Genomic DNA, 26,637 nt, shown 5'->3' with positions numbered 1-26,637 from the left:
GCTAAAAGATGCCGAGGTGATCGCGAGCTTCATCGGTCATGCAATCTGGAGTCCATGCTGGCTCCATGACGACCTTCACGTCACAAGTGTCGACCTCTTCGAGTGACTCAGCGGCGTTTTTGGTTCCTGCGACCAACTGAGGACCAGCTGGACACATGGGACTGGTCATCGTCATCTCAACATTGACGTCGTGACGGCCGTCCTCTTTTTCCTCACCGACTTGAACGACATACACCAATCCCAGGTCAACAATGTTGACGTACAACTCGGGATCGATGACCTCTTTGAGGGCTTCGCGGACTTTGTCTTCGGCCAGAGCCATTGGAATGCTCGTTGAATCACGTGGTTGGGAATCGTTTGCCGACGTCGACGTGTAGACGTGGTCAGTCAGAAAGTCGGCCGGAGGCGACTCTCGCGAGATGTTCATCATGGCTGCCAGCCCCGAAATCGTCAAACCGATCGGTCGGCGGATTGGCGATCGGGGGTGGATCAACGCTTCGCCCGTGCTTGGCTGAAGTCACCCTCAATCTCCGCTGATCAGATTGCTCCAATTGCTCCGCCGACACCGGCGCGGATCGCGTGACGTGAACCCATGGTCGCAGCGAATGCAATAATTTCGGCCCGACGCCGTGAACTGCCAACAAATCCTCGACCGATGCAAAAGGGCCATGAGATTCGCGATGCCGGACAACCCGATCGGCCAAATTAGGACCAATTCCTGGCAACAATGACAATTCACGAGCGTCAGACGAGTTCAGTCCGATGCTCAATTTGGCAGACGCTTCCGGCGATCGACCACCGGTTTCGCCCCCCGATCGCAACAAGGTCCTTTGCATCCAAGCGACCGCTGCGATCAAAACCAAGACGCTCATTCCCAACTGCAATCCGGAATGAGTCAGAACGCACGTTGTCCGATCAGCGTGCCCCGCGTCAGCAGCAGTCTGGTTCTGGCCTTCAGTGGCGAGTATCGACATTCCTGATCGAGCGTCCTTTGGTGGAAATCTTCTGCGAGCGTCTCGTCGCTGCGAGCTCATTCTGGAATCGAGGCAGGGCGTGACAACGCGTAAGAGTCGCACCGCTCGAATCAAAGGCAGATCACGACAACCAACACAACTCCGCAGGCGGCCAATCGTCCGACCTGTTGGTTCGATTGTGGGGGCGTTAGATTGAAGCTTTTGCAGCGTAATCGCAGTTCATTTCCTCTCACAGACGGTTCCATTCGGTGGCAGATTCAACAGGCCCGATTTCCCTCACAGTTCATGGTGCAGCCGGTCGCATGGGACGCCGCGTAGTGGCACTCGGTTTGGCGGACCCTAACTTCCAATTGGTTGGTGCCATCGATCACGCCAAGTCGGATCACCTCGGCCAAGATTCAGGTGCCGTGGCCGGCGAAGCTCCCTCGGGCATTGAAATTTCTTCGCATTGGCCGGTGCTCGACGATGCAGCCACCAACCAAGCCGTGATCGATTTCTCGCTTCCCGAAGCCATCGACGGATGCGTCGAACACTGCGTCAAAGTTGGCTCACCGTTGGTCGTTGCGACGACAGGTTTGTCCGACGAACAAAAGCAAAACCTGTCCGAAGCTGCTGCGTCGATTCCAGTCGTCTGGGCACCGAGCATGTCTTTGGCGGTCAATTTGTCGATGAAGATCGCCGAACAGATCACCGCCGCATTGAAGGATGTCGCCGGCGGTTTGGACGTTGAGATTCTGGAGCGACACCACCGATTCAAAGCAGACGCACCGAGCGGCACTGCTCTGAAGTTTGGTGAACTGATTGCTGGACAGTTGGGTGAATCCACCTCGCATGTTCACGGTCGAGAAGGTCACACGGGTGCTCGAACCCGCGAAGAAATTGGCTATCACGCCATTCGCGTGGGCGACAATCCGGGCGAACACACGATCGTGTTTGGCATGCTAGGCGAAAAAATCGAGCTCAACGTCGCCGCCAGTAATCGTGATTGCTATGCGTCCGGTGCGTTGGCTGCGGCCAAATGGCTGATTCACCAGAAAAAGGGCCCAGGCCTGTACAGCATGTTCGATGTGCTGGGCATGTCCGACAATTGAGCCCATCACAGTCCCAGGGCCCGGCCCTCAACAACGCACGCCCCTCAATAACGCGCGGACCCAAGACGCACGGAATCAGTGAACTCCATCCAATCTGCCCCGCACGAACTGCGAATCGGCGAAGGTCCTGAACTGCACCTGGGAATCTCCACGTGCCCCAACGACACCTTTGCCTTTTCGCGATTGTTGGATGCGGCGGTGGCCCCCGGTGAGTCGTCGTTTGATACTGGCGGGTTCACATGGCGAATCGAGTTGCTGGACATCGATGAGCTGAACCAAAGACTACTGGCCGGCGAATTTGACTTGGCAAAGACCAGTTTTCACGCGGCTTTGCTGATGGCTGATGAGACTCAGGTTCTACCGGTGGGATCGGCACTTGGATTCGGTGTTGGCCCATTGCTTCTGTCTGCCGAAAACGACGCCAAGCCACAAACCAGGAATCAAATCACGCTGTGCCCCGGTGAACACACGACCGCTCATTTGTTGTTTCGGTTGTTTTATCCAGACTCCACTTCGGTGCGTCAGGTCGTTTTTTCGGAGATCATGCCGGCGCTTCAGCGGTCCGAGGCGGATTTCGGCGTTTGTATCCACGAGGGACGTTTTACTTACGCGGAATCGGGCCTGCACTTGGCTGCTGACCTGGGAAATCTCTGGGAAAACGCGACCCAACGTCCTTTGCCACTGGGCGGATTGGTGATGCGAGACCGCCATGCCCCCGCCACGATGGGGGCGGCCTGCGAAGTGATTCGCCGATCGCTGCAATCTGCTCGGCTGGATCCAGACTCCGCGCTGCCCGCGATGCGTCGATACGCCCAGGAAATGGACGATTCGGTGCTGATGCAGCACGTGGACCTGTACGTCAACGACTGGACCGTGGACCTCGGATCGGTGGGTCAAGACGCTTTGACGACACTCTCGGAAATGGCTCAAGAAGTGGGCTTGGGATCAGCGAAGCTCCGTTTTTTCTGCGGCGAAACCAGTCTCTAGCGGTTGAGATTGTTTGCCCGAACCGGGTGAAAGAACTATCCTGGAAGTGAATGGACTGCCTCTTCTCTTCTGTCTTTTCCGCCGCTGCGTCGCATGGATTCCCGGTCGCTCTCATCTTCCGATTCCTCGCATCCGGACCGTTCTGCGGTTTTGCCGGAGGGATCCACGGTGCATCGCCCCAAACCTGCACCGGCAGACCAAGAGGGCTCGCCGCGAGAATCATCCGACCCTTCATTGGTCGAACCGATCGTTGATGCGGATGACGAATCGTTTCAGGACGGCCAGCGGTCATCCGGTGGGTCAAAGCCATCTCGTTCGAATCAGCCCTATCCTATCGATGAGGTGATCGAGGGTGCTGACACGGTGATCCGGGCCGGATCGAGTCGATCGAACATTTCAGCCACTCGATCGCACCGCATGACGGGCGAGCCATTTCGGCTCCGCGACTCTTCCCACGCATCGCATCGACACAACACCCCGGCGTCGATCACACGAGACCTGGGCGGCCAACGTCTGAATCACTTTTTGCTGCTCGATCAAATCGGCGGCGGCGGGATGGGTGCCGTCTTCCGAGCCCGCGATGAACAATTGGGTCGGACCGTGGCGGTGAAGGTCATCCCGTTCGCGGCCGACGACCCCGACTTGCAAAGACGTTTTCGCAACGAAGCCCAAAGTGCGGCAAAGCTGGATCACCCGTTGATCGCACGCGTGTTCGACGTCGGCAACGATGGCCCGTGGCACTACATCGTTTTCGAATACATCGACGGTGCCAATGTTCGCGACATGGTGGCCAATGGTGGACCGCTGTCGCTCGATGACGCGTTGTTCTTTACAACCCAAGTCGCCGAAGCAATCGGACACGCATCGCGTCGGGGCATCGTTCACCGAGACATCAAACCGTCCAATGTCATCGTGACGACCGAAGGTGAAGTCAAGCTCGTCGATATGGGGTTGGCTCGGTCGGACAACTTTGACACCAGCGAAGACATGACGGCCAGCGGCGTTACGCTGGGAACGTTTGATTACATCTCGCCCGAACAAGCCCGCGATCCAAGATTGGCCGACATCCGCAGCGACTTGTATTCGCTGGGATGCACGCTGTTTTACATGCTGACCGGATCGCCACCGTTCCCTGGCGGAACGATGCTGCAGAAGTTGCTCAGCCATGGCAACGCCGCGATTCCGGATATCCGCGAACACCGCGAAGATGTTCCGGCGGAGATGACGGCGATCCTGAACAAGATGCTCGCGAAACTTCCCGAGGAACGCTATCAACGCAGCGAAACGCTGATCGCGGATCTGCGAGAACTGGCCTCGCGAGAGAATTTGCCACGCAGTCGTGGCGTCACCGTTCCGACTGTGGAAGACCACGATCACCGCGAATCGATGCGGCGGTTGCGTCGCCATTTGCCATGGATGATCGCCGCTGGAATTCTGCTTTTCAGCGCACTCGCGGTGGAATTACTTTCGATGCCATCGCGACGGGACTTCAGTCTCGCGATTGACAACTCAGTCTCGCCCGATGCAACTGAATCCGTCGCACCGCGATCGACTGAAAACCTGCAAAACGTCATCGGTTCAAACGATTTGGAGACATCGCGTCCGTTTTCGCAGGGAACATCAATTCCATCATCGACGAGCTCTCCCGCCGCCGGAACCGCTAACGCAATGGATCCGCAAAACGGGACATCGGGCGGCCAGGGTGCATTGCTGCCTCCGGGCCAATTGCCGGAGACATCGGTTGACGATCGGCTGCCCAGCGGAACATCCGCGACCGGAACGACAGTGGAACAATCACGCCCCGGCGGTACCGAACCTTTGACGGCGATCGATCAAATTGCTGAAGGCGGCATGACGGGACGAAACGCGACGCAACAGGATCCATCGATCCCGCCGTCGATTGATCCTGACTCTGTCATTTCAGCCTCAACACCACTCGGCGGCGGAATCACGATCAATGATTCCGCGTCACCCACTGCCGCGAGCGGCAACGGGTCACCTTCCATTGCAATTGATCCACCTCGTATCAGCGGCCTGCCTCTTCCACCTGGAATGACGGGCGAGCCTTATCAAACACTGCCGCTGGCCCCCACCGTTCCCAGCGTTGTCAATCGCGAAGGAGTCTCTGGCAGCAGCCCGATCTACACCGCCACGCCGATGAATGGCGGACCGATGATCGGGCCCGTCAACGCGAATCCGCTGACAGGCGAATCGGTTGGTTCGGCGACCACGTCAGATTCCATCGCAGCCAACATGCTGAACCCGAACTCCACAAGTTCAGTGAGACCGCTCGCCGGCGGCGAATCGACCGACGATTCAACATCTGCCGCAGAATCCGATACCAATTTGCCAGTGGCAACGACGCCGCCCGAACCCATTCGGGTTCAGATCGTTTCGACCGAAGCACTCAGAGTTCCCCAGCTTCGAGAAGAAGCCGCTCGGGCTGGCGTGCAACTTGCCACCACTTTGTCCGATGCATTGCAACTGGCCGACGAACTGGAAATTGATCGCATCGACATTGCGACTCCACAGCTTGTGTCCGCACCGGTGACGATCCCACGCAGTGATTTGATTCTCTCATCCAGCCTGCCTGGTGGGACTGAGATCTTGTTCCGTTCGACCGAGAACGTGGACATGCAACGCAGCGAGATGATGACGATTGGTTCACACCGAATTGAAATGTCAGGGCTGCATTTTTTCTGGACCGTTCCAGCAACGGAGACGGACGGCGGCGCCCTATTCGCGATCAACGACAACCGCCGCGTCCGCCTACGTGATTGCACGGTGACGATCGACAACGCTTCGCGTCGGGATGATGTACAAGCCTTCAGCATCGTTACCGATCCGGAACGACTGCCTTATGACCGAGTTGAAAGCGGCGGTATTTCAGATACCAGCGGAGCGCTGCCGCTGGTTTCCATCGAACTGTCCAACGTGATCGTCCGCGGCCAAATCACGATGTTGCGGATGGACGTCGCCGCCGAGCTTCAGTTGCTCTGGGAAAACGGACTGTTGGCGGTTTCACGCCGAATGATCGAAATGGGCGGCGCGCTTCAACCACCTCATCCTTCTTCCGGATCCGTGCGATTGTCGCTGGAGCAACTGACCGCGATCACGCCCAAAGGACTATTGCAAATGCGAATGGGCGTCAGTGCGCCCTACCCGGTCGAAATCGAGCGACGAGCCGAGGAATGCGTGTTTGTCGTCGACACGGGAATTCCTCACATTGAATTAACGGGAATCCCACGTGTCGACCGAGATGAAATTTGGGTGCGTCTTCGTGGCTCAGGCAACGCCTACGACACAGACACCGCGTTGGACGACCCGATGCTGCTGATTCGTGACGAATTGGGTCAAACCAGGATCACAACGATGAGCGACATCCTGGAAATCCTTGAAAATCCGCCACCTTGGATGAACGAACGCCAACCACGATGGACCGTCCGTTGGACCGAGCAACTGCCCGAATCCACCCCCTCTAGCCGGTGGTCACCGCGAGACTTTAGGCAAGATGGATCAGTTGTGGGTGGATTCCAGGAACGGACTCTACCTAGAATGCCGATGGAACGTACATTTGACTTTCCCCCCACACCGTGACTTTAATGGTGCGTCGACGGCCTCGTCGGCTCCCGCCTAAAACCCACCTGATCTTTACTTGAGGAACCTGCTTGATGAAACGCTTGGCTCTTGTTCTGGGCATCGCTGCCTGCTTTTCCACCCCATCGTTCGCCATCAGCGAATTTGGCAAACAGTGGAAAGCTGACTACATCACTGAAGAAACCGACGCCGATTTCGTGAAAGCGACTCGCAAAGCCGGTTGCAATCTCTGCCACGTTAAAGGTGCACCAGAAAAGAAAGAAGCTCGTAACGAGTACGGACGTGCCTTGCACAAACTGCTCGACAAGAAGGACTTCCCCAAGGAATACTTCAAAGAGCATCCAGAAGAAGCTGCCGCTAAGATCTCGGCCGCCTTCAAGAAGGTTGCTGAAGAGAAGAGCAAAGACGGCAAGACCTTCGGCGAAAAAATCAAAGCGAACGAATTGCCAGCGACCGACGCTGGTCTTTGATCGCCTCGGACCGTCGTCTGGGTTCCACTGAACCCCATGATGCACGTTGAGTTCGACTAAACTGCGAAGCCCGATGAGTGTCTCACTCATCGGGCTTTCTTTTTGAACCTGCCCCGCCATCCCTTCCCCATCCGGACCCCACCCCCATGCGTTCCGCTTCTTGGCGCCATCGTTTGTCGATGTGCTCGATGATTCTTGCCACGTTGTTGCTCTTCCCCAAGTCACCCACAAACGCTGAAACGTCCCACGATGTTGTCGTTTATGGTGGAACCGCAGCAGCCGCTACCGCGGCGATACAATCTGCTCGCATGGGCCAGTCGGTCATCATGGTTTCGCCCGACAAACATTTGGGTGGTTTAACCAGCGGCGGACTGGGTTGGACTGACACCGGCAACAAAGGTGTGATTGGTGGCCTCGCAAAGGACTTCTACCACCGCGTCTACAAACACTACCAAGACGACTCGTCATGGAAATTTCAAACGCGAGAGAAATATGGCAACCGGGCGCAAGGTCACCGAGCCAGTGACGATGATCAAGCAACGATGTGGGTTTTCGAACCGCATGTCGCCGAAAACATTCTCGATGAGATGTTGGCCGAACACGATATCACGGTCGTTCGCGACGCATGGCTGGATCGGGAAAAGGGCGTGAAGAAGCAGGATGGCCGCATCAAGTCCATCCAAACACTGGACGGTAAAACCTATCCGGGAAAGATGTTCATTGATGCTACCTACGAAGGCGACTTGATCGCCGCGGCGGGAGTCCAAACGGCTCACGGCCGTGAAGGGATCAAAGACTACAACGAACCTCATGCCGGAGTTCAAACCGGTGTCCTGCATCACTCGCACCACTTTGATGTGCTGCCCAAACGAGTTGATCCGTATGTCGTCCCAGGCGACCCGAGCAGCGGCGTGATCCCGTTGGTCAGCGCTGATCCACCGGGCGAGTTTGGATCCGCTGACGATCATGTTCAGGCCTATTGCTTCCGCACGTGCATGACCAATCACGCGGAAAACCGCGTCGCGTGGAAACGTCCGGAAGGCTATGACCCCGCGACGTATGAAATCATGGCTCGCACTTTCGAAGCTGGTTGGCGAGATGTGTTTAAGAAATTCGATCCATTACCGAACCATAAAACGGACACTAACAATCACGGACCAGTCAGCTTCGACAACATTGGCGGTAACTACGATTACCCCGAAGCCACCTACGAGCGTCGCCAGGAAATCATCCAGCAACACGAGAATTACCAACGCGGCTTGCTGTACTTCATCGCCACCGACCCGAGAGTGCCGAAGGAAGTCCAAGACGAAATCAATGAATGGGGATTGTCGGCGGATGAGTTCACCGACAACGATCACTGGCCACACCAAATCTACGTTCGCGAAGCCCGGCGGATGGTTGGCCAATTCGTGATGACCGAAAACCATTTGCGAAAAGATTTGCCCACCCCCGACTCCGTTGGCATGGGTTCTTACGGGATCGACTCGCACAACACTCAGCGATACATCACCCCGGAAGGCTACGTGCAAAACGAGGGCGACCTGGGCGTCTCCACTCGCGGACCCTACAAAATTGCGATGGGTGCACTGCTTCCGAAACGCGACGAGTGCGAAAACCTGCTTTCACCAGTTTGTGTATCCGCCACGCATGTCGCCTTCGGTTCGATCCGCATGGAACCGGTCTTCATGATCCTTGGCCAATCCGCGGCAACGATCGCCGCGCTGGCCAACCAATCCGATGCGGCCGTTCAAGACGTGCCCTACGCGGATCTTCGCAAGCGTCTGCTTGATGACAATCAAATCCTGGAAACACCAGCGGGCGTTGCGAAATCCAACCATCCTGAATCGCTGGATCTCAAAACGGTCGAAGGCGTTAGCGTCGATGACACGCAAGCCCAACGCATCGGCGGTTGGATCCACAGCCATGCTTCGGGCAACTTCTACGGTTCAGGCTATCACCACGATGGGAAAGTCACCGATCGCGTCAAGCAAGCGATTTACCAAGCGGATCTGCCGAAGTCGGGTCAGTACGAAGTGCGTCTGAGTTTTCCCACCAACTCCAACCGATCCAAACAAACTCGCGTCGATGTCCATCACGGAGCGGGCACGACGACGCATCGAATCGATCAAACGCAAATCGAATCCGATTCCAAGTCAAGCAAACTACTGTCGCTGGGCAAGTATGCATTCGACAAGTCGCAACCGGCAAAGGTTGTTATCTCGAACGAAGATGCAAATGGCTACGTCGTGATTGACTTAGTCAATTGGCTGCCACTCGATTCTGAGTGAACCAGCCCAGAAAGCTCGCGATCAATCGTCCAGGTTCAGACCGTAGTCTTTCATCTTTTTGGACAACGTGTTCCGGTTCATCCCGAGACGCGACGCGGTTTTGGTCTGCACTCCACCGCAACGCAGCAGCAACTGCGAAATCAATTCGCGTTCAACTTGGTCGACGACGACCGAGTGTAAATCTTCGGCGTCGTCGGCTTCGTCCAAACCACGCTGAACGACAATTCGAGCGAGTGTTTTCAGATCCATTCGATTGATGTCGAGTGCCGCGTTTGCACCAGCGGGTGCTCCGGGTGCGACGTCGCTCGGACGCACTTCATTCATCCCGTTGGAAACCGGCGGTGCCTGCAACACGCCTGCGGCGCTGTTCAATTCGCGAACCGGTGCACTGTGGTGAGGATCGCGAACACACAACGGCAATGCGTCCAGCACCAATTCGTCGGTGTCGCTCATCACCACCGCTCGCTCAACATAGTTTTGAAGTTCGCGAACGTTCCCCGGCCAGTGGTAATCCTGCAATGCACGCATCACGCCCGGACCCAAGTGCGATACATATCGGTCGTTGACTTCGTTGTAGTGATCCAAGAAAAACGCCACGAGCGCCGGAATATCTTCGCGACGGTGCCGCAATGCAGGTAGCTCGATCGGCACCACGTTCAGACGCCAATAAAGGTCTTCCCGAAACTCTTCCAGTTGCACCTGACGCATCAAGTCGCGGTTGCTGGCCGCGATGATTCTCGCGTCGGTGCGATGACTCGACGTGTCTCCAACTCGTTCGAACTCTTTTTCCTGCAGTACTCGCAGAAGCTTGACCTGCAACGTCAACGTGGTGGAGTTGATCTCATCGAGAAAGATGCTGCCCCCGTCGGCGGCTTCAAAACGACCGGCTCGGTTGGCGACGGCGCCGGTGAAGGCACCTCGCACGTGCCCGAACAATTCGCTTTCCAGCAGACTCTCGCTCAGGGCACCGCAGTTGACTTTGACGAACGGGCCACCACTACGGTGACTCAATCGGTGCACCGCTGAAGCGATCAGTTCTTTGCCCGTTCCGGTTTCTCCAAGGATCAGCACCGACGCATTGCTCACCGCGACCTTTCGCGTCACGCGATCAACTTCACGCATCGCGGGCGAATGGCCGATAACGCCAGGCAGGAGCTGTCCTCGAGAACTCACGAAATCACAACCAAGGTGCAGATTGCCCGAATGCATCCATGAAGACTTGATTCTTCAATGGAGTTCTTTCCCGGACGCCGCTTTGACGGTCTTCCAAGACTTGTTCGGCGTCGGTGTTGGGTTCACGTTCGTCGGCATACCCGATGGCAATCGCGGTGGCCGGTTCATAACCTTCGGGAAGCTGGTATTGGCCTCGAACTTGGCTCAAATTGACACCGGCCATTTGATGCACCTGCAAACCCATCGAGGTCGCTTGCAGTGACATCTGAGCAGCCGCCGCACCAAGGTCATGCAAAGCGACACGGTTCGGTTTTTGGTTGTACGAAAAATTGGTGCGAATGACGGTGCAAATCAACACTCCGGCTCGCGACGCCCAATCACGGTTGGCTTCTAATAGACACTGCAACATTGCCTCGAACGCTTCACCGTCTTGGCGACGTGCGACAATCCATGACCAAGGCTGATCATTGAAACTGCTGGCGGCCCAACGAGCGGCTTCCAAGCACCGACGCAACTTGTCATCTTCGACTTCACGCCCGTCAAATCGATACGGGCTCCATCGATCAGCGATGACGGGCAATACTTCCAGATCCGTTTCGTTGACTGCCATCTTCCATCCAACGCTTTACAAGATTGTTTTGAACAACGCACCCCAGGTCGCCACGTCAGAAAACGCGAACTCAAACCGTCCTGGTGCGGAGCGGATAGGTTATCACGGCGGTTCAAACTGGGCTACGTGGTCGATTCGCAAGCGATGTCAAATTGTGGGTCGAGCACGCGACGAAATCGCATCACGAGTCGATCAGTTGACACGCTTGAGTCGAAGCGAACAACGCACCGATGACGCAGAAACGGTGGCGTCGGAATTGATCCCCTTGTGCGACGCATTGCGGTGGATCGGCAAGCACGGCAGGAAAACGCTCGCACCCCGAAAGGTCGGTTTGACGGGTCGTCCGGTGTGGATGTGGGGTGTCCGCAGCGTTGTCCAGCGAGTCCCGCTGGGGCGCGTTCTGATCCTCGGAACGTGGAATTACCCGTTGCTTTTGCCGGGAGTGCAAATGGCCCAGGCCCTGGCCGCCGGCAATCACGTTTGGCTCAAACCGGCTCCCGGATCGGAAGCCGTCTCCGCGGAACTGGTCGCCGCATTTGTCGCGGCGGGTGTTCCGGAGTCCGCCGTCACCTCGCTGGGCTCCTCCACCGAGGCGGCAATCGAAGCGCAATCCAAGGGCGTTGGCTTGGTCGTCCTGACTGGATCAGCGCAAACTGGAAAACGGGTCCTTAGACAATCGGCTGAAACACTCACTCCATCGATCGTGGAATTGTCGGGCGTCGACGCGGCGATTGCTCTGCCCGGTGCAGATGTGAATCGCGTGATTGATTCCTTGGCGTTTGGGTTGCTGTTCAACAGCGGAGCGACCTGCATCGGCCCGCGACGATTGATCATTCTCAATCATCCAACGACGTCGGAAATCACACACCGACTCATCAATCGCCTGCGAGATGCGACCGAAGTGTCCGTTCACCCGGCAGCACGTTCCGGCGTTGCCGACCTAATCGACAACGCTCTTGAAAACGGTGCTGAAGATAGCCTCGGTCAATACAACGCGGGAAGACTTCGCAACACGGGCAAGATGCATCCGGTGGTGCTTCAAAACGTGCCGGACGATCACGCAATTTTGCAAAGCGATGTGTTCGCGCCGGTCATCTCGATCATACCGGTTCAAAAAATCGAACAAGCTATCCGGATGGTCAACGAATGCCCTTACCGTTTGGCAGCCTCCGTTTTTGGTCCGGTGTCCGAGGCACGCGAGTGTGCGGAACGTCTGGATGTGGGCGTGGTCACGATCAACGATATGGTCGCACCAACGGCCGATCCGCGTTTACCCTTTGGCGGACGTGGGCAAAGTGGCTTTGGAGTGACCCGAGGCCCGGAAGGGTTGCTCGCGATGACGGGGTGTCGAGTCATCGCGACTCGGCGCGGTCGCGTGGCAATGCACTTGTCACCTCGAAACGATGCAGACGCCGAGTTGTTGTCCGGCGTGCTGCAATTGTCCCACAGCGAGGGCTGGGGGCGGCGAATTGCAGCTCTCCGCCGCGTCACCACTGCCGCCTCCCGGTGGCGTGCATTAAAAAAGTAGGGCGTTTCGAATTGAAGCCGCCCACATTTGCCCGGAACGTTTCCCCACGGATCGAAAGCCCCAGATGATCGCCACCCAATCCGCCGCAAATGAACCCTTCGCCCCAGCCGAGAAAACCTCCAATCCGCAACACGTGGTTGTCGTTGGCGGTGGGTTGGCCGGATTGTCATCCGCCTGCGTGTTGGCCGCGCGCGGTCACAAAGTCACTCTGTGCGACAAAAATGATTGGGTCGGTGGCAAAGCGGCCGTGCACCAGACCAAGGGCTACCGGTTTGATATGGGGCCGACAATCTTAACGCTGCCCAGCGTTCTCAAGCGAGTTTTCACCGAAGCTGGCCGGAAGATGGAGGACTACCTGGAACTTGTCGCGTTGGATCCACAGTGGCGGTGCTTTTTCGAAGCCACCCCGCAATCCGGCACCACCGAGAACACGGTGCTGGATTTGGTCGCCGACGTCGATCAGATGAAACGCCACCTGCGTGACTTCACCGGTGGTGAGTCGACCGGTCAAGGCTACGAATCGTTCATCGAACGAAGCAAACAACTTCACGGCGTCTCCGATCGTTTCTTCTTTTGGCGATCGATCGGTGGTTTGGCGGACACGATGGAAGTCGGTGGTGCTTTCTCCGCCGCGGTTCTGAAGGATGTTCTTTCACTAAAAATGGGACGCAGTGTTGCTTCCATCGTCCGGTCACACGTTCCGGAACATCGCGTGTCACAGATGATGGATCACTTCACTCAGTACGTTGGGTCATCGCCCTACGCATCGCCGGCCGTGTTGTGCAGCATCGCTCACATGCAAACCGAAGAAGGCATCTGGTATCCGATCGGCGGCACGCGAGCGGTCCCCGAAGCCTTGTCAAAACTCGCTGGTGAACTCGGCGTCGACATTCGAACCGGAACCGACATCCTTCGGATCGAAACCGGCGGTGGATCCGTCAGCGGCGTGACCACCGCGGGTGGCGAAACGATTGCCTGCGATGCCGTGGTGAGTAACTGCGACGCCGTTCGTACCTATCGCGAATTACTCAGCGGTACACCGGAGTCGACCAAGTTTGAAAAGTCCAATCGCTACGAAGCCGCCTGCAGCGGCGTTGTCCTGTATTTGGGACTGAACCGGCGTTACGAACAATTGCTGCATCACAACTTTGTGTTCTCCAAAGATCCCGAAGAAGAATTCGATTACATCTACAAAAAAGGGCAACCGGCACCCGATCCAACCGCATATGTGTGTGCTCCCGCGATCAGCGAACCCGATGTGGCACCGGACGGTTGTGAATCGCTGTACATCTTGGTTCACACTCCGTACCTGCGTCCCGGTCATGATTGGAAAGCGATGCTGCCGGGTTACCGCGACGTGATTTTGGACAAATTGGAACGGACCGCCGGGATGGAGGGCCTTCGTGATGCGATCGTCACAGAAGATTCGCTGACCCCCGAGGGCATCCACAACCGTTACCGCGTTCTCAACGGCGCCATTTATGGTTTGGCCAGCCATGGAAAATTCACCGGTGCGTTTAAACCTGGCAACCGCCGCAAAGATCTGCATGGCCTGTACTTGGCCGGCGGTGCGGCACACCCCGGACCTGGCATGCCAATGGTTCTAATGAGCGGCTGGATCGCTGCGGACTCGTTGGACCAAGACGTCACCAACGGAAAATTCGCGTGACGTCTGAGTCGGATGTCATTGCGAAACCAGCGGATTGGTTTCAGAACGGATTCCATCGATTCCTACACTCTTACCTCCGTCGCAACTTTCATGCGATCGCGTTCGCTCGTGAGACAGGACTGAGGTCTCAATTCGAATCGATGGCAACCCCGTTGCCAGAACAGACGCAGCGTTCACCGCTGGATGACGGCAGCGTTCCGCTGATCGTTTACAGCAACCATGCCTCGTGGTGGGATCCGCTGCTGGCACACTTCATCAACGAACGACTGCTCGCGCCTCGACAGTTTTACGCGCCAATCGATGCGGAAGCCTTGGAGCAATACAAGGTGTTTGAAAAACTCGGTTTCTTTGGCGTGCAATCAGATTCGAATCGCGGGGCAGCCCAATTCCTGAAGACCACGGCGGCATTGTTCCGGCGAGATCACAGCGCGCTATGGGTCACACCGGAAGGTCGCTTCGCTGACGTTCGCGATCACGAGGCCGAATTGATGCCCGGTCTATCACATGTGTGCTCGAAACTCGATCGGGGCTGGGTCGTGCCTTTGGCGATGGAGTATGTGTTCTGGGACGATCGATTGCCGTTGGTCCTGTTTCGCTTTGGCGATGTGATCTCAATCCCCACCGCGAACGATTGGGACAAACAACATTGGACAGACGAACTCACCGAGCGTCTTCGATTCAGTCAGTCGCGACTGGCAAAACTTTGCATTGATCGATCCAGCGAACCATTTGAAAATCTATTGCGAGGCAAACGTGGGGCCTCCGGAATGTATGACACGGCGAGACGCTTGAAGTCTTGGATGACCGGTCAATCATTCCAAGCCGGCCATGGAGATCAATTTCAATGATCGCTTGGCTTCAATGGCTCATCGTCGCCGTCTTACCATTCGTCTCGCTGGCACTGGCCACTTTGGCAGCTGGGATGTTCGTTTCCAACCTATCCCTTTTCATGGATGGCGAGACTGCGGACGCGAGCAAGGCGAACGAACCTGACGAGGCCAGTCAAACTAACGAGGCTAGTCCACCTGGCGTATCGGTGTTGATCCCAGCGAGAAACGAAGAGGGTTCGATCCGCGATTGCGTTGAATCCATTTTGCAGTCCGTGCAAGTCACCCTCGAAGTCATCGTGCTCGACGATGGCTCGACTGATCAAACAGGCGCGATCGTCCGCGAACTGATGCAACAAGATCGGCGTGTCGAGTTGATCGAGGGCATCGACTTGCCGGAAGGTTGGAACGGAAAGCAACATGCTTGTTACCGATTGGCTCAGCATGCCAAATTCGAGCACTTGTTGTTTTTGGATGCCGACGTGCGACTGGAACCAACCGCTATCATCGGTCTTTGCCAACGACGAAGGGTTCTACACGATGGCGGCCACATCGGCTTGCTCAGTGCATTCCCTCGGCAAGTGACCGGCACGCTCGCGGAGAAATTGCTGATCCCGATGATGCATTTCATTTTGCTTTCTTACTTGCCATTCGCTCGCATGCGAGGCAGCAACCATCCCGCGTACGCATCCGGATGTGGACAGCTGTTCTTCACGACACAAGATGCCTATCAAGCGGCGGGAACCCACGCTGCGATTCGATCCAGCCGCCACGATGGGCTGAAGTTACCCAAAGCGTATCGCGAAAATGGAATGCTGACGGACTGCGTGGATGGATCGCGTTGGGCCAAGTGCCGGATGTACACAACGACTGGCGAGGTCGTGCAGGGACTGCTCAAGAATGCTCACGAGGGCATCGCGAATTCACGGTTGTTGATTCCGTTCACGATTCTTTTAGGCGGAGCCAATCTGTTGCCTTGGATCACGCTGGCAATCGCATTTGCGGAACGATCGAGCTTGATCGCGGAAGGTTTGCCGGTTCCAACATCGATCGTGATTGGAATCTTGGTCAGCTGGATCGCGATTTTGGTGAGTTACGTACCTCGACTGATCGCCGCATTCCGTTTGCGTCAAAGCATTGCCGGAGCGATCCTCCATCCGATCGCCATCCTCGGCTTCCTACTGATCCAGTGGTGGGCGTTCTGGAATCACCTCCGAGGTCGCCAAGTCACCTGGCGCGGCCGACTGGGCTGACGCTCGTTGCTTCTCAGCGAGCATCAGCGTCCATCGCATTTTTGCACTGCGTCGTATTCGTCGGTGATTGCTTATAATGAGATCGTTGTTCGGACGGGCGTTCGATTAGACGGCTTTTCGGTCGGCATGGGCAGTCTGGTCGCTGGCAATCGCCAACATGAATGACTGCATGGCAATCGGGGCGGCCTGCTGGTAGTGCAAGAGTGTCAGCCAATTCGTGGAATCACCTTTCGCTGCAATTCGCTTTGCTTGTTCCGTCGTCTCGTTGGCGGAGATCGTTTTCCGCTGGTCGAGAGCTTTCGCAGCCTGCGTTTCGATCGAAACTTTGGTTTGCAACCTCCTGTTTGCACCATGTCGGTCGAGCCGATCATTGCGATTTGCATTACATATCACACGCTCAGAACTTCGAGCATGCGGTGGCAGGTTCGCTCTGCGGAGAATCATGAAGATGAACGGATTGACGCACCCCGTTTCCCTGCGTCTTTTTTTCCGGTTGGCTCCTCGGGGCAAATGTGCTCCGATTAGGTGTTCGACTCGTTTTCTAGTGCAAGGATTTCTTCGTTGTTTGGGCCCCACTCACGTCTTTGGTTGCTGGCCGCCGCGTGCTGCCTTCCCGTCGGGTTCGGCTGCAGCGACAGCACAATGGAGTTTGAATCCAATCGCGTTCATGCGATGGCACTTGAACGCTCTCGCGATGTTCCCACCGATGCGGCTCTCGCCGATGTGGAATTAGTGATTGCCGAATTGTTCGGAACGCCGGAAGAGCCCACTTGGCCGTCAGATCATCTCACCGGAGAACAACTTGAACTGGTGTCGCTGGAACGGTTGCAACAAGCCTCGGGATCTGTCGAAAGTGACGCGGAGAACGTGCACCGCGGTCTGTACACCGAACACTGCGTCATCTGCCACGGAGTTTCGGGCAGCGGAACCGGTCCTGCATCGATGTATCAATGGCCTTACCCACGTGATTTCCGAGCCGGTGTATTCAAGTGGAAATCGAGCGAGCGAGATGCCAAACCGACTCGCGATGACCTGAGACGGTTGCTGGAAAACGGGATTCCCGGATCGCCCATGCCTTCGTTTGCCACCGTCGCACCCGAGGACCGCGAAGCATTGATCGACTATTTGATCTACCTCTCCATTCGTGGCGAAGTCGAACGTCAGCTGTTGGCAGTCGCGATCGATGATCTTGGATACGAGGAAACGCCGCCAAACGATGACTTGCGGTTGCGATTAGCGAGCAGCAAAGAGAGCGATCCGGGCAAAGATGAGGCTGGGAATATCATTTTCACGGACCTGAATCAGTCCAGTCGTGACGAACCGCAGGTGGATGAATCGGATTCGGTCGAAATTGATGTCGTCTCAACCGAAGGGGAACTCATCGCAATTTCTGTTTTGCAAAGTGTTGTGGGGGAGTGGATCGAGACAACCGTTGCTCCCGTCCCTACTGAACCGATTCCCGGTGCTGCCGATGAATTGCACGCCTCAATCGCTCGCGGTGCGAAGTTGTTCGGTGGGCAGATCGCGAATTGTGCAGGTTGCCATGGACCGGAGGGGCAGGGTGGTATGCCGCTGAACGATTTGGATGATTGGACCAAAGAGTTCACGACGCGGATTGGAATCACGCCGACCGATGCCGATGCGGTCAAACCCTTCCGCAAGGCGGGTGCGTTGCCACCGCGAATCATCCAACCCCGGCGATTGTCCGGCGGGGTGCTGCGTGGCGGCGATGAACCCGAGACGATTTTCCGCCGAATTCAGCACGGAATCGCGGGCACACCGATGCCGGGCGTCGATTTGAGCGAGTCGGCGGCGGGCACAACCGGTTTGACCCCTGGAGACGTTTGGGACTTGGTTCATTACGTTCAGTCGTTGGTCCAGCCCACGCCCAAACCGTCCGTGCGTGTGGCGGATGACAAAAATCCCCTTGCCGCCGCAGAAACAGGTGTTTCCTCATGAGTCGCGACAATTATCGAACGATCGGTGCGATCTTGGGTTTGGCCGTGGGCATTGGCGTCATGTTCTTGTTTGGAATGTCGGGAATTGTCGCCGGAGCTGGATTTGGTGCGGGCGGATGCGTGATCGGCGGAATCGCGGGAGAACAGATTTTTGACCGACGAGGACAGCGATGAGCGAAGTTGCTGATTCCGAAAACAGAACTTTGCCGCACGTGCCTGAGACACCGGCCGATTCGCACGGCGAAGACGCCTCGAACGAGCCAACCGCTCAATCGGTCCCGAAATGGCCGTTCCGGCTCACTCGCGTGATGGTTTGTTTGACCTGGCCATTGATTTGGGTCGGCGGTTTGGTGACGACCTACGACGCCGGGATGTCGGTGCCGGATTGGCCTGGGACATACGGGTACAACCTGCTTCTGTATCCGCTCTCGACTTGGTTGTTTGGACCATTTGATCTGTTCATCGAGCACGGTCACCGGCTGCTGGCCGCGTTGGTCGGATTCATCGCGATCGGATTGGTGATCGCCTCGCTCAACACGGAAAAACGCCGCTGGGCAATTGGCCTGTCGGTGCTGGTTCTGGCGGCCGTGATTGGGCAGGGTGTTCTGGGCGGTTTACGGGTGACGCTGAGTGCCCGGACACTGGCGATGATCCACGGTTGCGTCGGCCCCGCGTTTTTTGTGTTGTGCGTGATCGCCGCCTGCGTCACCGGCAGGAGATGGTTGGCTGATTCGGTGCGACAATCCGCCGAGGGAACTTCCGAGCGGACACCGATGGCATTTTGGCCGATTTCGCTGTTGGTTTTGGCCTACATGCAGCTGGTTTTGGGCGCGATGATGCGTCATGCCTTGCCCGGATTCAGCCCGGTTGGGTTCGCTCATATCGTCAAGACGCACATCACGATCGCCTTTATTTTGTGGCTGACGACCGGCGTGGCTTACTGGCGAATGCGACGCTGCGGCGATTTGACGCTGTCGCGACCGGCGGGTGCCTTGATATGCTTTGTGGCCATTCAAATCGGCTTGGGGTTCGCGACCTGGATCGTTAACTACGGCTACCCACAGATGCTGGCTTCGCTTTCAGTTGCTGACTCGTATCTCCTGCACAGCAAGAACGTGTTGGACGCGTGGATTGTGACGGGGCACGTCGCGACGGGGTCGCTGATTTTGGCGGTTTCATCGCTCCTTTTAGTCCGGTTGCTACGCCGCCGCCGCGTTTTATCCTTTTCTGTCTCATCCTGAATCCGGAACGATCATGGCATCTGATTGCCGCGAAACGCTCGAGATTGTCGCCGGGAGCGGTCTGTCCCTTGATGACCGGTCTCTCCAAAACTTGGGCTCGCTTCCACGCAGCGTTTCTGCGAGCGGATCGACCGCCGTGCTGGAACCGACGCCGCGGATGAAAACTGTTTCCCGCCCGCGTCCCTCGACCGATCGAGCCAGCACGTTGAATGATGAAATTCCCGTGCAAGAAACCAACTCGAACGCCGAATCCCTGAACGCTGGCGCAGAAGCGAAAACCGATGTCGCCGCTGGTGTCAATCGCAGTGTCTTCACGGATGTGATTGAGCTGACCAAACCTCGCATCGTCACGATGATCCTGGTCACGACCGTGGCATCAGCTTTGATCGCTGGCAGCGCGACACTGACGTTGATCGATTGGTTCTGGTTGATGATCGGAACCGCTTTGATCGCGGGCAGTGCGGGTGCGGCCAACCAAGTTTGGGAATGCCGAATCGACCGAAACATGCCGCGAACCGCAAACCGCCCCGTCCCTGGTGGCCGGATGAGCTACGCCGTCGCGGTTGCTTTGACCGCCTCCAGCGGAATCGCTGGATCAATCATTCTGTGGTTGGGCAACGGCCTGGTCCCCGCGTGCGTTGGCATCGCAACCTGGCTCATTTACGTGTTGGTTTACACTCCGATGAAAACCCGCACCGCTTGGAACACGACCGTCGGCGCGATTGCCGGGGCTCTTCCGGTGTTCATCGGTTACACCGCCGCCGGCGGCACCTTGACCGAATTGCCCGGATGGATGTTGTTCGGCGTGCTGGCTTGTTGGCAGTACCCACACTTCATGGCCATCGCTTGGTTGTACCGAACGCAATACGCCGAGGCGGGTTTCTGCATGACGACGACCGTTGAACCCACCGGGCGACATGCGGCATGGCAAAGCATTCTGGGCAGCGTCGCTCTCGCAACTTGTGGCGTGGTCCTGGCTTGGTTTCCTGATGGGCAATGGGTCGCATCGGCCGCCAGCGTCTTGGCAACGGTTTTGATCCTGGCCGCTTCTTGGCCTCTCCTGCGAGCCTCCCTGAATTTCCGTGCAAACCCCAACGACAAAACCGCTCGCAAGATGCTGCGTTGGTCGCTGGTCGTTCTGCCCGCCGTTCTCTTGGTGATGACTCTTCGAGCTTCACTGTAAATAATCATTCATGACAACGACTTCGACTGCTACCAGTCCCATCGACGCGCCGAATGAGTCCGCGTCAGCGTTGGGCGATGTCCTCTGTGACATTCGCGATTTGCATCACCGCTATGGCGATAACGTCGCCGTCGACGGAATCGACCTCTCGGTTCGGGCGGGTGAAATCGTTGTCGTGCTCGGCAAGAACGGCAGCGGAAAGACGACGCTGTTTCGAGTCCTCAGCACATTGCTGCCAATTCAACGCGGCAGTGTCACCATCGATGGGCTGAACATTGCCGAACACGTGGACGCCGTTCGCAGCCGCATCGGAATCATTTTTCAGTCACCCAGTTTGGACATCAAACTGACGGTCGATGAAAACCTTCGCTGCCAAGGCGCGTTGTACGGTTTGTCGGGACGCGAATTGTCCAAACGCTGCGATGCTCTGCTGGAACAATTCTCGTTGACCGATCGACGGCGAGATCTTTGCCAAACACTTTCGGGCGGATTGAAACGTCGTGTGGAACTGGCAAAAGGCTTGCTGCACCGACCACGGGTCATGCTGCTCGATGAACCCAGCACGGGACTCGACCCGGGAGCTCGCCTGTCGCTGTGGGACGCACTGCAACAATTGGCCAACGACGGTGTGGCGGTTTTACTAACAACTCATTTGATGGAAGAGGCCGCCAAGGCCAACCGCGTAATCCTGCTAGACCAAGGCAAGAAGATTGCCGACGACGCCCCTTCGCGATTGCGAGCCGACCTGGGTGGCGGCGTACTGACCATCGTCCCGGACGATCTGGCTGACGCAAAAGCAATTCTGAAGCGGGAGCTGAATTTGGAAACTCAAATTGTCGGCGAGACTCTTCGCATGCCATGCGATGCACCGGAGATAGTTGCCAAAGTTTCGGAAACGCTGGGTGATGCCGTCCAGTCGATAAGCATCGGACGCCCAAATCTTGAAGATGTCTTCGTCGCTCGAACGGGGAAACAATTCCAATGAGTTCTCCTGCGATGACTGACTCAGGCATGACCACCTCCGCTCGCATGGGCGCCGCGTGGATGCTGGCGAGACGCGAATGGACGCGGTTCTTTCGCCAACGAAACCGGGTGACCGCCGCGATCGTGCAACCGCTTTTGTTTTGGTTGCTGTTTGGAACTGGGCTGCGTGGTTCGTTCGAATCAGCCGGAGGCGAAAGCTTCTCGCAATTCTTTCTGCCGGGCACGATTGGGCTGATTGTTCTCTTCACCGCTATTTTCGCGACGATCTCGGTAATCGAAGATCGCCGAGAAGGTTTCATGCAATCGGTGCTGGTTTCTCCCGCGGGACGTTTTCCCGTTCTGGTCGGCAAAGTGCTGGGCGGCGCCGCCATCGCCTGGGCACAAGCGTTGATCTTTTTGTTGCTGGTGTACTTGGTCGGTGCAGCTTCGATCGCATGGACGTTTCCGTGGCTGTTGCTCTTGCTGGCAATCATCGCGATTGCGATGTGCGCACTTGGCATGATCGTCGCGTGGCCGATGGAAAGCACACAAGGCTTTCACGCCATCATGATGCTGGGCCTGATGCCGATGTGGTTGTTGGCCGGGACCTTCTTTCCGATTCCCGCATGGAGCCTTTCTGGACCGGTCATCGAATCGGGGGCGGCAACAATGGGCGATTGGGGCGGCTGGGTACTCGCGGGCATCATGCAACTGAACCCTTTGAGTTATTCGATGCTGGAACTACGTCGACTGTTGAATCCTACGTTGGATTTGTCATCGGCTGGATTTGCTCCTTCTTCAACGACGTGTTGGACCGTGACCGTGATCGCCACGATCGTTGTTGTTGTGATCGCTTGGCGTCTTATGCGAGGAAGCCGCAAAGCCGATACAATGGTTTGATCCATCGACGTTGATGTCGATCCTGACTCACATTGACCCGCGTCCTTTTTAAATATTTTCGCGACACCGCAATGGAATTTATCTGGAACGACGGCGGACGATCCTCGGCAGGATTCGTTGGTCTAGCGGGAGATTGTGTGACCCGGGCAATCGCGATCGCAACGGGAACGAGCTATCGCGACGTTTACCAATCACTGGGCAAATCCGCGAACAAAACCGTTCGCAACGGAGTCTGCAGCTCGGTGGGGGATGAATACCTTCGTGCCAATCAATGGCGCCGACATCACGGCAACGGACTCAGCTTCCACGCCGAGCATTTGCCTCGCGGTGTCGTCGTTGCGCATCTTGAGAAACACAACACGCGGCGTGGCGGTCACTTTTGCTGCCTCATCGACCACGAGATTCATGACACGTGGAATCCAATGGACGATGACGACTATGCCATCGTGAACTACTGGACATTCGCGGGTGCTCCGTCTGATTCAACGTTGCCGGCCATCGGGCCTCAACGACCGCAGGACAGCGAGCAACTGCTGACTCAGAACGAATTCGAAAAGATCCTTCGCCGTTTGCGTGCTCTGGACACAACCGCCAGCAATCATGCCAGCACCGAGGGTGAAAAACGAAACGCTTTGCGAATGATGCAAAGTCTGATGCTGCGTCACAACTTGTCACGCGAAGACATCACCGAAGACGACAACATCGAAAGTGTTTCTTATACGAGGATGGCTTGCCCGGTGAACGGACGCCGAGCCTGCGCGTGGGAAAAGTCGCTGGCAGCGTATGTCAGCGAGGAGATCTTTCCGATGGTGCAATGGTACTACGGCCGCAAACAGAACCGAACGTTGTTTTGGTTCTATGGTCCTGTCGACGATGTCAAGAATTGCATCCTGCTATATCGCGAGTTGTTGCTGACCATCGCGACCGCAGCTCAGTTGCAATACGGCGGTCATTCTCGCGGCAGTGGAGCGTCGTACGCGGAAGGCTATGTGGGCGGAATGCCCAAGCAAGTTTCGCAAACACCAAATGCCATGGCTGAAGATCAAGCCTTCAGTCAATCGGCATTGATCCACGCTCGCACACTCGCGGTCAAACAGGCCGCATTGGATTGGCTCAAGCTCGAGTGTGGCATCTCGCTGGTGATGTCCAGGGGCAGCGGCCGAGACCAACATGATCCAGATGCTGCGAATCGCGGGCAACGCCACGGTTCAAAACACGATCTATCCACCGTCACCGGTCGAAAACGAATTGGCAACTCAAAGTAGCCAATGAGTCCTCACTGAAGCAATGATCGAATGAATTCGATGGCGATGTCATTGTAAATCGTTTCATCAAATTTCTCGTCGCCATGACGAGCCCCTTCAACCTCGACCAACCGGCTCTCGACACCGTTGACTCTCAACATGGAATCCAAGTAGATGCTCTGCATCATCGGCACGCGTGAATCGAGGTCACCGTGAAAGATCAAGAACGGTGGTGAGTTCACGCTGACATAGGTGACCGGCGAGGCGGCTCGGGCGAGATCAGGACGCATCAACGGTGAATGCCCTAGGAATCGAGCTTCAGGTGAGGGATCGTTTTGGAAGTCGATTTCACCACGTTTGGACTGCAACATGACCAAGTCCGTTGGTCCGTAAAAGTCAACAACGCCTCGAATTTTGGCCATCGGCTGAGATGGATCGCTGATGAACCGGGTGTGATCACTGGTGAGATTGGTTCCGATCAAAGATGCCAAGTGACCGCCGGCGGAACTGCCGAGAACGATCGTGCGATCCGTGTCCAAACCATACTTTTCACGATTGCGACTTAAAAAGGCGAGTGCGTCGGTGCAATCGAGAACAGGCTCGGGAAACGAGGCTTGATCGGACAGGCGATACTCGATCGACACCAATGCCACACCTTCCTGCAATATTCGTGACGCCAACTGATCAAAACGGTGGAAGTCGCGAGCCTTGTTGCCTCGCGTCCACGCGCCGCCGTGGATCCACACCGCGGTCGGCAAGTGTGCGTCGGTTCGTTTCTCCGGCAACAACAAGTCAAGCTTCAGCTCCAGCCCGTCAACTTCTTTGAAGACGACATCGCTGATGTACTCAGTGCCACTCGGTAATTTGTTTTCGATGAATGCCGTGTCGAGCACGGGAGGTTTCTTCACGTTCGCGACACTGCCGAATCGTTCCCCATCAACTCGCTGACCAATGCCATCACCACCCTGCTCGTTCTTGCGAACGTGCGGTTCCGACGCTTCGATGTCTGGCGCAGCAGATTTCGGTAGGTGCGCCATGCAGATGCTCGCGCAGCACAAGATCGAGATGCAGGCAAAGCAACAAAAACGCAGAGACGGAAAAGTTCGGGAAGTGGAAATCATAAAATTGTGGGGCACACGCTCTTCGGTGGATTCCAGGCAAATGGCTTCCCTGGAAGCTTTGTCTTCAACTGCGACAAAATGGCTGGCGATTTCCAACCTCGGAAGACTAGCCCACCAGATGGGGTAAAAACGCAATTTGATGTTATTTCACCCCCCTGATTCGAGGAACTGTGGCTGGCCGAGGATCGTACGATCTGACTGACCGGTACACGCCTCCTCATCCGCAAATGGGAAACGACGGTTAAGAATCCCGCGGTGTGGCACTACAATGCAGAGCGTCGATCATCGACTGCTCGGTTCGAAAGCACTCACGAGCAAACCCAACTCCTGTCCGGGCAATTCGCCATGAAAATAGTCACTCACGTCGCACTGATCCTCGTTGCCGGGGTTGCCCTTGGACTGATCGGTCGGCAAATGCGTCACTCGACCGCTCCCTCCGACGGCCCGGGGCCGGACGAAGTGATTTACGGCAACGACAACGCGGTGGTGGACAACGCGACGCTTCGCCCCGAGGACGTTGCCAACGACACTCCGTCCAAACCACCTGAAGATGCCGAATGGCTCAGCGAATTCGAGTTGCTTGAACGCAGTGGCGAAATGGTTTCGACCGCTGATCTGAAGGGGGCACCGTATGTGGTCAGTTTCTTCTTCAGCACTTGCCCGAGCATTTGTGTGTCTCAGAATCAAAAACTGAAAGAACTGCAGGACGAGTTTGAAGGTCAGGGCGTTCGCTTTGTCGCGATCTCGGTCGATCCTGAGAACGACACCCCCGAGGTCCTCCGCGAGTACGCCGCACGATTTGGAGCCGATCCAGACCAATGGTTGTTCTTGACTGGTGAGCTGAATTACATCCGCCGAATCGGTGCGGAGATCTTCCAGCAACCCGTCAACAAACAATTTCACACCGAGCGATTTGTCTTGGTCGATCCGGATGGAAAGATCGAGGGCTTCTACAACTGGCCTGAAAAACGTCAACTGGAAGCACTGAAAGAGAGCATCGAATCGATGCTCCAGGAAGAAGCCTCCTCGAAGAAGTCTTGATTCATGTGGGATACTCTGGCGGCCAATTTGCCGCACCTCAACGCGGCTCTGAATTTGATCGCAACGATCTTGCTCGCCCTTGGCTTGTACTACATCAAGAATGGCCGAGCGAAGATTCACAAACAGATGATGCTGCGTGCGTTTGGCGTCAGCATTTTGTTCTTGCTGTGCTATCTGTTCCATAAATTCGCGTTGTATCAATCGACGGGTGAGTTCAACCGTCGATTTCCGACGGACGCGCCCGATGCCGCTCGATACACGTATTTGTCGATCTTGATCCCACACATTCTGCTTGCCATCGCGGTGCCGTTCCTTGCGTTGCGAGCGATTTACCTGGCCAAGAACGGTCGCATTGTGGCTCACAAAAAGCTGGTCCGAATTGCCTATCCCATTTGGATGTACGTTTCGGTCACGGGCGTTTTGGTCTATCTGATGCTCTACCAACTGTACGCGTGACAAATTGAAACAATGGATTGCCGCGAACGTTGGTGCGGCAATTGCGTAATGAAGGCTGTG

24 protein-coding genes are annotated in these 26,637 nt (G+C 56.4%); 18 read left to right on the top strand and 6 right to left on the bottom strand.

The genetic code is table 11. The annotated features are described in order from the left end of the window. Position 1: 1 nt before the first annotated feature. Entirely contained in the window at positions 2–322 is a 321-nt protein-coding gene (locus RB_RS24850; protein ID WP_007326213.1) for a metal-sulfur cluster assembly factor, read from the bottom strand. Between the two features lie 61 nt (positions 323–383). Beyond that, complete coding sequence (locus RB_RS24845; protein ID WP_164922476.1) at positions 384–974, bottom strand: ComEA family DNA-binding protein; 591 nt, start codon at positions 972–974, stop codon at positions 384–386. A 248-nt stretch (positions 975–1,222) separates the two neighbouring features. Between RB_RS24845 and dapB the strand changes: the two genes are divergently transcribed. From dapB to RB_RS24820, 5 genes are all read left to right on the top strand, one after another. Beyond that, the gene (gene dapB, locus RB_RS24840) at positions 1,223–2,065 is read left to right on the top strand and encodes a 4-hydroxy-tetrahydrodipicolinate reductase (RefSeq protein ID WP_011123511.1); all 843 of its coding nucleotides are present in this window, start codon (positions 1,223–1,225) and stop codon (positions 2,063–2,065) included. A gap of 78 nt (positions 2,066–2,143) precedes the next feature. Beyond that, a complete protein-coding gene (locus tag RB_RS24835; protein WP_011123510.1) occupies positions 2,144–3,052 on the top strand; it encodes a 1,4-dihydroxy-6-naphthoate synthase in 909 nt (302 codons plus the stop codon). Positions 3,053–3,145: 93 nt separating this feature from the next. Next, positions 3,146–6,649, top strand: a complete 3,504-nt coding sequence (locus RB_RS24830; RefSeq protein ID WP_011123509.1) for a serine/threonine protein kinase — start codon at positions 3,146–3,148, stop codon at positions 6,647–6,649. A 74-nt stretch (positions 6,650–6,723) separates the two neighbouring features. Then, entirely contained in the window at positions 6,724–7,119 is a 396-nt protein-coding gene (locus RB_RS24825) for a hypothetical protein (RefSeq protein WP_007326218.1), read from the top strand. A gap of 146 nt (positions 7,120–7,265) precedes the next feature. Next, positions 7,266–9,410, top strand: a complete 2,145-nt coding sequence (locus RB_RS24820; protein ID WP_011123507.1) for an FAD-dependent oxidoreductase — start codon at positions 7,266–7,268, stop codon at positions 9,408–9,410. 21 nt (positions 9,411–9,431) lie between these two features. Here RB_RS24820 and RB_RS24815 read toward each other — a convergent pair whose 3' ends face one another. Together RB_RS24815 and RB_RS24810 are read right to left on the bottom strand one after the other, a co-directional pair. Further along, entirely contained in the window at positions 9,432–10,583 is a 1,152-nt protein-coding gene (locus RB_RS24815) for a sigma-54 interaction domain-containing protein (RefSeq protein WP_164922475.1), read from the bottom strand. 4 nt (positions 10,584–10,587) lie between these two features. Beyond that, entirely contained in the window at positions 10,588–11,193 is a 606-nt protein-coding gene (locus RB_RS24810) for a nitroreductase family protein (RefSeq protein WP_007326221.1), read from the bottom strand. On the opposite strand from RB_RS24810, the gene RB_RS24805 reads away from it, so the two are divergent. The 4 genes from RB_RS24805 (at position 11,183) to RB_RS24790 (ending at position 16,470) form a co-directional block, all read left to right on the top strand. Then, positions 11,183–12,721, top strand: coding sequence for an aldehyde dehydrogenase family protein (locus tag RB_RS24805; RefSeq protein ID WP_164922474.1), 1,539 nt, complete (start codon positions 11,183–11,185; stop codon positions 12,719–12,721). The two genes, RB_RS24810 and RB_RS24805, sit on opposite strands and share 11 nt — an antisense overlap. 64 nt (positions 12,722–12,785) lie before the next feature. Beyond that, the gene (locus RB_RS24800) at positions 12,786–14,390 is read left to right on the top strand and encodes a phytoene desaturase family protein (RefSeq protein WP_011123504.1); all 1,605 of its coding nucleotides are present in this window, start codon (positions 12,786–12,788) and stop codon (positions 14,388–14,390) included. Then, positions 14,387–15,238, top strand: coding sequence for a lysophospholipid acyltransferase family protein (locus tag RB_RS24795; RefSeq protein WP_011123503.1), 852 nt, complete (start codon positions 14,387–14,389; stop codon positions 15,236–15,238). The genes RB_RS24800 and RB_RS24795 overlap by 4 nt, the downstream gene beginning before the upstream one ends. Beyond that, a complete protein-coding gene (locus RB_RS24790; protein ID WP_164922473.1) occupies positions 15,235–16,470 on the top strand; it encodes a glycosyltransferase family 2 protein in 1,236 nt (411 codons plus the stop codon). Before RB_RS24795 ends, RB_RS24790 begins: the two co-directional genes overlap by 4 nt. A 105-nt stretch (positions 16,471–16,575) precedes the next feature. On the opposite strand, the gene RB_RS24785 is transcribed toward RB_RS24790, so the two are convergent. Continuing rightward, the gene (locus RB_RS24785; RefSeq protein ID WP_231845957.1) at positions 16,576–16,806 is read right to left on the bottom strand and encodes a hypothetical protein; all 231 of its coding nucleotides are present in this window, start codon (positions 16,804–16,806) and stop codon (positions 16,576–16,578) included. 306 nt (positions 16,807–17,112) lie between these two features. On the opposite strand from RB_RS24785, the gene RB_RS24780 reads away from it, so the two are divergent. From RB_RS24780 to RB_RS24755, 7 genes are all read left to right on the top strand, one after another. Then, positions 17,113–18,429 (top strand): cytochrome c, encoded by a 1,317-nt coding sequence (locus RB_RS24780; protein ID WP_449314179.1) that lies wholly within the window; start codon positions 17,113–17,115, stop codon positions 18,427–18,429. Further along, positions 18,426–18,602 (top strand): hypothetical protein, encoded by a 177-nt coding sequence (locus RB_RS27835; protein WP_007326228.1) that lies wholly within the window; start codon positions 18,426–18,428, stop codon positions 18,600–18,602. The genes RB_RS24780 and RB_RS27835 overlap by 4 nt, the downstream gene beginning before the upstream one ends. Further along, positions 18,599–19,669 carry a COX15/CtaA family protein gene (locus RB_RS24775; RefSeq protein WP_011123498.1) on the top strand — a complete coding sequence of 357 codons (1,071 nt, stop codon included), beginning with the start codon at positions 18,599–18,601 and terminating at the stop codon, positions 19,667–19,669. Before RB_RS27835 ends, RB_RS24775 begins: the two co-directional genes overlap by 4 nt. 13 nt (positions 19,670–19,682) lie before the next feature. Next, the gene (cyoE, locus tag RB_RS24770) at positions 19,683–20,852 is read left to right on the top strand and encodes a heme o synthase (protein WP_011123497.1); all 1,170 of its coding nucleotides are present in this window, start codon (positions 19,683–19,685) and stop codon (positions 20,850–20,852) included. 10 nt (positions 20,853–20,862) lie between these two features. Further along, positions 20,863–21,837, top strand: a complete 975-nt coding sequence (locus RB_RS24765) for an ABC transporter ATP-binding protein (protein ID WP_011123496.1) — start codon at positions 20,863–20,865, stop codon at positions 21,835–21,837. Positions 21,838–21,848: 11 nt separating this feature from the next. After that, on the top strand, positions 21,849–22,715 hold the full coding sequence (locus RB_RS24760; protein ID WP_164923033.1) for an ABC transporter permease: 867 nt from the start codon (positions 21,849–21,851) through the stop codon (positions 22,713–22,715). A gap of 71 nt (positions 22,716–22,786) precedes the next feature. Next, positions 22,787–23,980, top strand: coding sequence for a DUF2786 domain-containing protein (locus RB_RS24755; RefSeq protein ID WP_164922472.1), 1,194 nt, complete (start codon positions 22,787–22,789; stop codon positions 23,978–23,980). Positions 23,981–23,991: 11 nt separating this feature from the next. Here RB_RS24755 and RB_RS24750 read toward each other — a convergent pair whose 3' ends face one another. Then, positions 23,992–24,996 carry an alpha/beta hydrolase gene (locus RB_RS24750; protein WP_164922471.1) on the bottom strand — a complete coding sequence of 335 codons (1,005 nt, stop codon included), beginning with the start codon at positions 24,994–24,996 and terminating at the stop codon, positions 23,992–23,994. Between the two features lie 429 nt (positions 24,997–25,425). Between RB_RS24750 and RB_RS24745 the strand changes: the two genes are divergently transcribed. After that, positions 25,426–26,121 (top strand): SCO family protein, encoded by a 696-nt coding sequence (locus RB_RS24745; RefSeq protein WP_011123491.1) that lies wholly within the window; start codon positions 25,426–25,428, stop codon positions 26,119–26,121. 3 nt (positions 26,122–26,124) lie between these two features. Continuing rightward, positions 26,125–26,577, top strand: coding sequence for a DUF420 domain-containing protein (locus tag RB_RS24740; RefSeq protein WP_007326238.1), 453 nt, complete (start codon positions 26,125–26,127; stop codon positions 26,575–26,577). Positions 26,578–26,637 lie beyond the last annotated feature (60 nt).

Source organism: Rhodopirellula baltica SH 1 (assembly GCF_000196115.1).
Taxonomy (GTDB): Bacteria; Planctomycetota; Planctomycetia; order Pirellulales; family Pirellulaceae; genus Rhodopirellula; species Rhodopirellula baltica.
This window is presented reverse-complemented; position numbering and strand designations above follow the sequence as displayed.